Origin of the sequence: Saccharomonospora sp. CUA-673, assembly GCF_001942305.1 — a bacterium.
Lineage (GTDB): Bacteria > Actinomycetota > Actinomycetes > Mycobacteriales > Pseudonocardiaceae > Prauserella.
Map to the genome: position 1 here is coordinate 24779 of NZ_MKKE01000040.1, position 9411 is coordinate 34189.

Genomic DNA, 9411 nt, shown 5'->3' on the forward strand with positions numbered 1-9411 from the left:
GTCCCCCGCTCCCGGCGAGTTCTGCACCCAGCCCCGCGAGGTCGGCGTTCGGGTCAGCTCGGGAGCAGGAACTCGTTCGGCCGTAGCGCCCGCGTGACGATGCGGGTGTCGCCGATGTGGCCGTAGAAGCCCTGTCCGAACCGGCCGGCGGATTGCGTGCCGCCGAGGGCGAACGGCTTGCCGACGGTCGAGATACCGCGGGACGGCCCGGCCGCGTTGCGCGCGATGGCCGATCCGTCCACGTACACCGTCGTCCGGCGGCCGTCGTTGACGATCGCGACGTGCGTCCACCGTCCGATCGGGACGGCGTGGCTCCAGCATGTCGGGTCGTCGTTGGTCGTCGTCGGGTACACGACGTACTGCAGGAACCGTTCGCCGGTGACGTTGAGGCTGCACACAGCGTCGTCGGTGGAGTAGCCGCCGTCCTTGCCCGCCTCGCCCGCCGTGCCTTCCCAGCTGAGGATGCCCATCCACGCGTGGTCGCCCTCGAACGGGTCGGGCAGGCGGAAGAACGTCTCGATCGTGTACCCGCCGTCCAGCGTCGCGGTGCTCAGCGGCGCGCCCGAGCGGGTGCGCAGCACGGCGCCGCGGTCGGGGTCCTTGGCGCCGTCGAACCGCAGTGCGGCGTGGGCGGGCGCGCCGACGTGGTGATCGGCCGACCACGTGAGGACGTCGGCCGGACCGCCGTGCAGTCGCTGCGTGGCGAGGTCGTTGCCGTTGCCCGTCAGGTCGCGGACGACGGTGCCGTCGGGCACCGGTGCGCCGTCCCGGCCGCTCTCCTGGAAGCCACCGCCCTCGAAGCCACCGCCCTCGAAGCCTTCGTCGTCGAACCGCCAGTACGCGGCGGTGCCGGCGATGAGCACCTCCGAGGCCGGCCGCGGGTCCGGCGCGTCGGGCGGGGCGAAGCCGGCGAACCGTTCGGTGAAGTCGATCTCGACGCTGAACCGGTCGACGTCGCCGGTCAGCTCGACCGACTCGACCTCCAGCGGTGTCGGGTCCTTCCTGCCGGCCAGCCACGGCGAGAACGTCTCGACGTCGATGCAGTCGCGGACGAGGTCGAACGCGTAGGTCCGCAGCATGCCCGCGCCGCCGTAGTAGCGGTCCTGGTAGTTGGCGATGTGCAGGTGGACGTCGTTGCCCGCGTCGTTGGTGAGCGTGGTGCGCCCGCACGGCCAGTAGTGCCCGCCGATGGCGAGGAAGATCTGGTCGTGGTCGCGGATCAGGCCGTCCCACAGGTGCCGGCCGTGCTCGGACAGCGTCGCCTCGCCGGACTCGTCGGCCCACACGAGGTCGTGGGTGGTGAGGATCGCCGGCAGGGTGGGATGGTCGGCGAGCACGCGCCGCGCCCAGCGAATGCCCACATCGGACACTCGCCAGTCGAGTGCGAGCACGAGCCAGTCGCGGCCCGCGCCGGTGACGACGTGGGCGCTGTTGTAGCCGTCCGGGGACGCACCGCGGTAGGTCTCCGACCCGGCGAACCGGTCCGGTCCGAACGTGCGCAGGTACGGGGTGTCGCCGCGTTGGTCGTCGCCGGAGACGTCGTGGTTTCCGGCGAGCACGCTGTAGGGCAGCTGTCCGTCGATGCCGGTGCGGAACACCTCGTCGGCGACGCGCAGCTCGGCGTCGGAGCCGTGTTCGGTGACGTCGCGAGGTGGGCCAGGAACGCGATGCCCCGGGCGCGTTGTTCGCGGGCGGCCCAGCGCAGGCTCGCCCGGACGGGCTCGTGGTCCGAACCACCCTCGTCGAGCAGGTACTGCGTGTCGGGCAGGACGGCGAGCGTGAACCGCACGTCGGAATCGGCGGTGTGCCGCGAGTTTGCGTGCGGGGTTGCGGAGTGTGCCGCGGTGGCGGGCGAGGCGGACGCCGCCGCGCCGGTGGCTCCGACGACCGCGGGCGTGGCGACGGCGGCGGACAGGACGGAACGGCGGGACACACCGGAGGAGGCCATGCCGACAGCGTCGAACGTCCGGTTTGCCACCGGATGTCGGCCGTATGGAGCCCGGTGGGAACACCGCTGAACAACACCCCCGAACGGTGCCTCGCTGTGCCGGCCGGGTGAGCGGATTTGGGAGCGGGCGGGCGGTTTGTGCAGGTCGGTCGCTGACTCGGAGATGGCCCGGGTGTGAAGAGTCGACGAATCCGGGCCTCGCCTGTTGCGTGGCCCGCGGCGCGGTGGCGAGGGTCTGGGGCGCTCGACAGCGAGGGACAGCTCTGGACGGCGCTTTTCAGCGCTCATCGACGGTTCGGCGAGGTGCGGTGTGGTCACGGTAGGCACGTGGAATCTGGAGAACCTGTTCCGGCCGGGACAGGACGGCGGCCCGGACTCCGATCGGGAGTATCAGGCGAAACTCGACTCCCTGGCGAAGACGATCACGTCGATCGCCCCCGACGTCCTGGCCGTGCAGGAGGTCGGCGACCCCGAGGCGCTGGCCGATCTCGTCGGCAAGCTCGACGGCGACTGGCACACCGAACTCGCCGAGCCCGACGGCCGCGGGATCCGCGTCGGGTTCTGCTCCCGGCATGCGCTGGGCGACGTCGAACAGGTCACCGACTTCCCCGACCAGCTCCAGCCGGTGCAGACCACCGACGACGGCGAGCCCGTGCAGGCGATGAGCCGACCGGCGCTGCAGGCGAGCGTCGACCTCGACAGCGGCGGCGTCACGTTCCTGACCTGCCACCTGAAGTCGAAGTTGTTGACCTTCCCCGGCGGCCGGTTCAACCCGCGCGACGAGGACGAACGCGCCCGCTACGCCGTGTACGCCCTGAACCGCCGCGCCGCCGAGGCCGCCACCGTCCGCACCCACGCCACCGCGCTGCTCGACGGCAACGGACAGGACCGTGCGCTGATCGTGCTCGGCGACCTCAACGACACCCAGCACGCCGCGACGACGTCCCTGCTGCACGGACCGCCCGGCTCCGAGATCGGCACGCCCGGATTCGACCGCGCCGACCAGGGCGACGGGGCACGGCTGTGGAACCTCGCCGAACACATTCCCGCCGACCAGCGGCATTCCCGTACCTACAACGGCCGCGCCGAGCTGATCGACCACATCCTCGTCAGCCACCAACTCGTCGAGCGCGTCACCGAGGTCGGCACCGTCGACATCGGCGCGACGTCCGTCGGCGACCAGCCCCGTCAACGGCGCAACGAGCCCGCCTCCGACCACCGCCCCGTCATCGCCACGTTCTGACCCCGAACCACCGTGTCAGCACTCCGCGACGCCGTGTTGGCATCCTGCGACGTCGTGTTGGCGTTCTGCGGCGCCGTGTTGGCGTTTCGGGACACTCGCTGACAACGTTCTCCTGCGAAGGGGTCAGTGCACGCGAGCCAGTGCTGCATCGAGACGTCCGAGGAGATCGTCCATCTCGGCCGGCGTGATGATCAGTGGAGGTGCGATCAGCACGCCGTCCCCGGCACCGGACCGGGAACCTTGCAACGCCGGATACAGGAGAAGCCCCTCCGCGTGTGCCGCCGCCACCACCCGTCGGGTGACGTCCTGATGCTCGGGCCACGGTGAACCTGCACCCTCGTCGCCGAACTCGAGCGCCCGCAGCAAGCCCACACCACGGGTTTGCCACACGATCCCGTGACGTTCCACCATCGCCACCAACGCATCCCCGAGCTGTCGTCCGCGCTCCTCGCGTTCGCGACGACGTCGCGGCGCTCCATCTCGTCGACAACCGCGACGCCGACAGCGGCGCCAAGTGGCGTGTTCGTGTATGTATGGCCGAAACCGACGTAACCCCGCTCCTGCAACACCGTTTCCGCCACCGTCGACGTGGCCACGACGCCCGCAAGTGGCCCGTACCCGCCGCTTATTCCCTTGCCGAGTACCAGCAGGTCCGGCACCGCCCGAGTGTGTTCGACCGCGAACCAACGGCCTGTCCGGCCGAAGCCACACATCACTTCATCGGCGATCCACAGCACGTCGTGGGTATCGCACCAGGCACGCAACGTCTCGTAGTACCCGTCCGGGAACACGAGAGCGCCGCTCGATGCGCCCCCTACCGTCTCCGTGACGACCGCCGCCACCCGGTCGGGGTCGACCGTAGCCAGCTCCGCGCGCAGCGTCTGCACCGTCGGCGTGAATGGGTCCTCGGCGTGGAGCGCAGGGAAGCCGTGCAGCAGGACCTCCGCGCCGGCACGCCGACGTGGCTGACCGGTCAACGACAGAGCGCCGAGGGTCGAACCGTGATAACTCAGTGCTCGTGACACGAAGTGCGTCCGTGTGTCGTGTCCGCGCGCGCGGGCATATTCGAGCGCGAGCCGTACCGCGAGCTCGTTGGCCTCCGAACCGCTACTACTGAACAGCGACCACGACAGGTCCCCGGGCGCCAGCTCACCGAGACGCTCGGCGAGTTCTTCGACGGAGCGGGAACGGAACTGGGTCCGGTGAGCGAACGACACCGTTCGGGCTTGTTCCGCCAACGCGTCGGCGATACGCGGGTTCCCATGGCCGAGGTTTGCCGCGACGGCGCCAGAACTTCCGTCGAGGTAGCGCACTCCGTCGTCGGCGTTCAGGTAGACACCGTCTCCGTGGGTCACGAGAGGTCGTGGGTCGGCGGTGGCTGGGAAGGGTCTCCCGTTCATCGCCGGGTCCTGTAGTCGCGATCGGCTTCCTCATCGGTGAGGTACCCACCATGTACGTCGGCGGCGACGTCGTCCGGGGGCCGTTCGGAAGGCTCTCCCCATCCGCCGCCGCCCGGAGTGCGCAAGCGGACCCGGTCGCCGCTCCGCAGTTCGACGTTCTCGCCCTTCGAACGCATCGGCAGCACCACTTCCTCGCCGTCGAGGACGAAGTACGGTGACGCCGTGCTACCGGCGTGTCCACCAGCGATTCCACGCGGTGCGGTGCGTGACTGGTCACCCAACAACGAAGCCCGGGCGGTACCGCCGGTGAAGGTGAACTCGTAGTCGACGCCGAACCCCCCGCGATAACGCCCTGCACCGGCCGAGCCGTCGCGCAGCGCGTAGCGGTCGAACCGAACCGGGTAACGCTGTTCGGTAACCTCGATTGATTGGGTACGGGCGCTCGACATCAGACTGCATCCGTTGGACAACCCGTCACCCTCGCGGTGCCCACCGTAGCCACCTCCGAGGAACACGTACATGACGTAGGGGTTCCCGGAGTCGTCGATGCCACCCATGGACAGGTTGTTGATCGTCGCACAGCTGCCCGCGGGCACACGGTCGGGCGCGGCTTGGGCCAACGCACCCATGACGGCCGTGATGATCCGCTGCGATGTTTCCGCCGCACAGCCCGACACCGGTCGCGGCACCGCGGCATTCAGAAACGTGTCGGTAGGGGTCCTCACCTCCAACGGTTCGAACATCCCGCTGTTGAGCGCGATATCGGGGAATATGTGCTTGATCGCGACGACTGCGGACGACACCGTCGCGGCCTCGACACTGTTCATCGGGCCGAGGCACGGCGGCGAACTGCCGGCGAAGTCGATGGTCAGTTCGTCGCCGCGAACGCTCGCGCGCACTCGGATGGACAGTGGTTCGTCGACGAGTCCGTCGTTGTCCATCTCCTCGGTGAACTCGTAGTCGCCGTCGGGCAACTCGGCGAGATACGAGCGCATCTCACACGCAGCCCGTGCCTCGAGTTCGGACCAACAGCGTTCGATCACGTCGACGCCGTACTCGTCGATCAGTTCCACGAGGCGTCGCTCCCCCGCCACGAGGGCCGATACCTGGGCGTCGACATCGCCCTCGATGTCCTCGGGGATCCTGCTGTTGAACTTGAGAATCTCAACGATGTCGCCGCAGACCTCGTCGTTGTCAACGATCTTGACCGGAGGAAGTCGCAATCCTTCCTGGTACACATCGGACGCCTCCGCTGCGAACCCGCCCGGCACGCGACCACCGATGTCGGGCCAGTGGCCTGTATTCGCGAGGTAACACAACAACCGTCCGTTGTAGAAGAACGGCCGCACCATCTTGACGTCCATGATGTGGGTGCCGCCCAAGTAGGGGTCGTTGAGCAGGTAGACATCCCCGGCCCGTGGCTCCTCGATCCGATCAGCGACGGCACGGACCGCGAACTGCATGACCCCCACGAAGATCGGCAGACCTCGCTCCCCCTGCACGATCATGCTGCCGGTGCCTGGCCGGTACAAACCGTTGGCACGGTCGAGCGCATCCGAGATCACCGGGGAGAACGCCATGCGCTCGAACACGGTATCCATCTCGTCGACGAGTTGTTCGAGCCTGCCCTTCACGACCGCGAGTGTCGTCGGGTCCACTGTGGCCTCCGTTCCCGCGTTCATGCCTGTACCTCCACCACGAGCGATCCGGACTCGTGTGCCAGCACCCGGGTTCCCGGCGGAACGAGGATTGTCGTGTCGGACTGCTCGACGACCAAGGGACCGTTCACGGTTTCCCCTGCATGCAGTGACGATCGACCGACTACCGGAGTGTCCACCGCGCCCGTGGCGAACACGACCCGCCTGTACTGCTCCGGGCGCTCCGACTCGTCGGTGATTGCCAACGGAGGCACTGGCCTGCGCCCGATCACTGTCGTTCGCAGATTCACCAGACGCGCCGCGGCGGAGCGGAGCATTCCGCCGTATTGCGCGCGGTAGGCGTCGATGAACACCGACGTGAGACGGTCGACATCCCATCCGGATGCCGTGTCACCGAGTTCGACGGACACAGTGTGCAGTTGTTTCTGGTAACTCATCTCGGCCCAGTGCGTCACCACGACGTCGTCGGACAAACCTTCGGTGCGCAACTGCTCGGTGCCCCGTTGCGCGTGGCCGGCGAGCACCTTCTCGACCGTCGCCGCGTCGAGGTGCTCGACGACGTCCTCCACCGAATGCGTGAAGTCGACGCGGGCATCCGCGACGAGACAGCCCAGAGCGCAAGCCAGCCCCGGCCGTGGCGGAAGCACGACCTGCGCGCAGCCGATCTCCCGAGCAAGTTCGACGGCATGGAGCGGTCCTGCGCCGCCGAATCCGACGAGTGCGAACTTCCTCGGGTCAGCCCCCGCGTCCACCGACACCGTGCGGATCGCGCCCGCCATTCTCGCGTTGGCCACCGCGACGATCGACAGTGCGGCGTGCTCGGTCGACAGGCCCAACGGGTCGGCGACATGGACACGGACGGCATGTTCGGCCGCGGAGTAATCCAGGCTGAGCCCACCACCGGTGCCGAGCGCACCGCCGCTCGGTAGTCGACCGAGCACCACGTTGGCATCGGTGACCGTCGGCTCGGTACCGCCCTTGCCGTAACAGGCGGGCCCCGGAATGGCGCCTGCGCTGCGCGGCCCCACCTGCAAGACCCCGCCCCTGTCCACGGACGCGATCGAGCCACCGCCGGCGCCGATCGTGTGAATGTCGACCATCGGCAGCTTCAACGGGATCCCGAAGTCCAATTGCGTCAATGTGCTCACGGCAGGAGTACCTCCGGGGATGAGTGCAACGTCGAACGACGTGCCACCCATGTCCGCCGAGATGACGTCGGGAAACCCGGCCTCCCTGGCGATCGCCGCTGCTGCAACGGTCCCCGCCGCTGGACCGGACAACGCGGTCCGCGCCGGCTCTGCAATGGCGCGCGACACCGGCATCAGCCCGCCGGACGACTGCATGACCTGCATTTCGTGTCCGAACCCCGCGCTACGGAGTTGATCACGGACGCTGCCGAGATAGTCCCGCATCTTCGGCTGCACATAGGCATTGACGGTGACGGTGGAAGCGCGTTCGAACTCACCGGCTTCGGCGGCCAGCTCGTGCGACAACGAGACCGGTGTTCCGGGCAGCCGGTCGCGGAGCGCGTCGCCGAGGAGCCGTTCGTGCTCCGGGTTGGCGTAGGCATTGAGCAGGCACACGGCGACGGCGTCGAACTCGCCGGCAGCCAGTTCATCGGCCAGCCGTGCGATATCGGTTTCGGTCATCGATGTCGATACCGCACCCGTTGACGTGATCCGCTCGGTGATCTCGAAACAGTGGGCCCGCGGCGTCAACGGGGTGTAGTTGCTCGTCAGTCCGTAGGTGTGGGGACGGTCGCGTCGGCGCAGCTCGAGCACGTCACGGAACCCCGCTGTCGTCACGAGGGCCACGGAGGCGCCACGACGTTCGAGGATCGCGTTCGTGGCGACCGTCGTTCCATGGACGAGTGTCGCGAGTTCCTCGAACGAGACCCCGGCTTCATGGAGTCCGTGGACGAGTCCATCGGCCTGATTGGCCGTACTCGGCACCTTGGCGACAGTCACCCTGCCCGTCTCGGGGTCGGCGATCGTGATGTCGGTGAATGTGCCGCCTACGTCGACGCCGGCGCTGGCGCTCATACGGTCTCCTTCGTACTCGAAGCGGACGGGTCGTAATCAGGGTCGGGCCTGCGTATGCGGTCGAATACGGACGTGGCTGCCGCGTCGACCGGGGTCATCAGCGACACCACGACGACGATCAGGGTGGTCCCGACCAAGGTCGGCAGGATCGGGTCGAACCATTCCGGCGTGGCGCCCGTGAGCTGTGCAATGCGCCCACCGACCGCGGCTACGACTCCGAAGGTCAGGCCCGACCACGCGGCCTGCCGCGTGGTGCGGCGCCAGTAGAGGCTGAACAAGATCAACACTCCGCCTGATGCGCCTGCGACGGTGTAGGCGATCGTCATCATGTCGGTGATGTAGGTGGGCCGCCACAGTCCGAACGGCAGTGCGGCGAGGCCGAGCAACACGACGAGACACTTCGTACGTCGCAACAACTGACTGTCGGTCCATTGTCGGCGACTCACCTGACGCAGCAGGTCGTGTGAACCCGACGATGCTGCGGTGAGCAACCAGGTGTCGGCAGACGACAGGATGGCGCCGAGGATCGCGGCGAACAGAACACCCGCGATGATCGCAGGGGTGTGGTCGAGGACGAATTGGACCAACACTGTCTCGGTATCGACGTCCGCACCCGGGTACATGCTTCGCATTGCGGCACCGGCGAATCCGATGAGCGCCCAGAACGGCAGGTACACCGCCGACACAGCTATCCCCGTCTTGATGGCGTCACGCTCACTGCGCGCGGCATAGAACCGCGTGAGAAATCCGGGATGGCCCAGGTAGCCGAGGAACCAGACGAAGAACAGCGCAGTCGCGTTGAGCAGGCCCATGACACCGCCGGTCGCACCGAAGAAGCCCGGCTGGTCCGTGTCGACGGTCGCGGTGATCTCGCTCCAACCTCCCGCGGCACTGATCGACAGCGGAACCACGACCACCACGGCGAGCAGGAAGGCGACCGCTTGGGTGAAGTCGGTGTACAACACGGCCTTCTGGCCGCCGAAGAACGTGTACACGATCACCACTGCGGTGATCACCAGCACCTGACTGGGCCCCGTTTGGTGGTCCAGTGGTTATGAGAGTGCGGGTTGGTTGGTGATCCACTGCTCGCGGAAGGTGGTCGGGGGTTGGCCGCCGAGCG

Annotated in this window: 6 protein-coding genes; 1 reads left to right on the top strand and 5 read right to left on the bottom strand. The window is 68.0% G+C overall.

Annotated elements, in window-relative coordinates; genetic code table 11:
• Window positions 1-53 precede the first annotated feature (53 nt).
• On the bottom strand, window positions 54-1598 hold the full coding sequence (locus BJF85_RS17795) for a LamG-like jellyroll fold domain-containing protein (RefSeq protein WP_255375716.1): 1545 nt from the start codon (window positions 1596-1598) through the stop codon (window positions 54-56).
• A gap of 660 nt (window positions 1599-2258) precedes the next feature.
• On the opposite strand from BJF85_RS17795, the gene BJF85_RS17800 reads away from it, so the two are divergent.
• Window positions 2259-3191 carry an endonuclease/exonuclease/phosphatase family protein gene (locus BJF85_RS17800; RefSeq protein WP_075849161.1) on the top strand — a complete coding sequence of 311 codons (933 nt, stop codon included), beginning with the start codon at window positions 2259-2261 and terminating at the stop codon, window positions 3189-3191.
• Between the two features lie 206 nt (window positions 3192-3397).
• Here BJF85_RS17800 and BJF85_RS17805 read toward each other — a convergent pair whose 3' ends face one another.
• Genes BJF85_RS17805 through BJF85_RS17820 form a run of 4 tightly spaced genes read right to left on the bottom strand, consistent with a single transcriptional unit; the run spans window position 3398 to window position 9307 of the window.
• Window positions 3398-4546, bottom strand: a complete 1149-nt coding sequence (locus BJF85_RS17805) for an aminotransferase class III-fold pyridoxal phosphate-dependent enzyme (RefSeq protein WP_222844574.1) — start codon at window positions 4544-4546, stop codon at window positions 3398-3400.
• 41 nt (window positions 4547-4587) lie between these two features.
• Entirely contained in the window at window positions 4588-6273 is a 1686-nt protein-coding gene (locus BJF85_RS17810; RefSeq protein ID WP_075849163.1) for a hydantoinase B/oxoprolinase family protein, read from the bottom strand.
• Complete coding sequence (locus BJF85_RS17815) at window positions 6270-8291, bottom strand: hydantoinase/oxoprolinase family protein (protein ID WP_075849165.1); 2022 nt, start codon at window positions 8289-8291, stop codon at window positions 6270-6272. The genes BJF85_RS17810 and BJF85_RS17815 overlap by 4 nt, the downstream gene beginning before the upstream one ends.
• On the bottom strand, window positions 8288-9307 hold the full coding sequence (locus BJF85_RS17820; protein WP_158056983.1) for a sodium:solute symporter: 1020 nt from the start codon (window positions 9305-9307) through the stop codon (window positions 8288-8290). The genes BJF85_RS17815 and BJF85_RS17820 overlap by 4 nt, the downstream gene beginning before the upstream one ends.
• Window positions 9308-9411 lie beyond the last annotated feature (104 nt).

Coding starts and splice junctions, on each gene's coding strand:
- BJF85_RS17815 (WP_075849165.1), bottom strand. CDS start 8,291: ATGAGCGCCAGCGCCGGCGTCGACGTAGGCGGCACATTCACCGACATC.
- BJF85_RS17810 (WP_075849163.1), bottom strand. CDS start 6,273: ATGAACGCGGGAACGGAGGCCACAGTGGACCCGACGACACTCGCGGTC.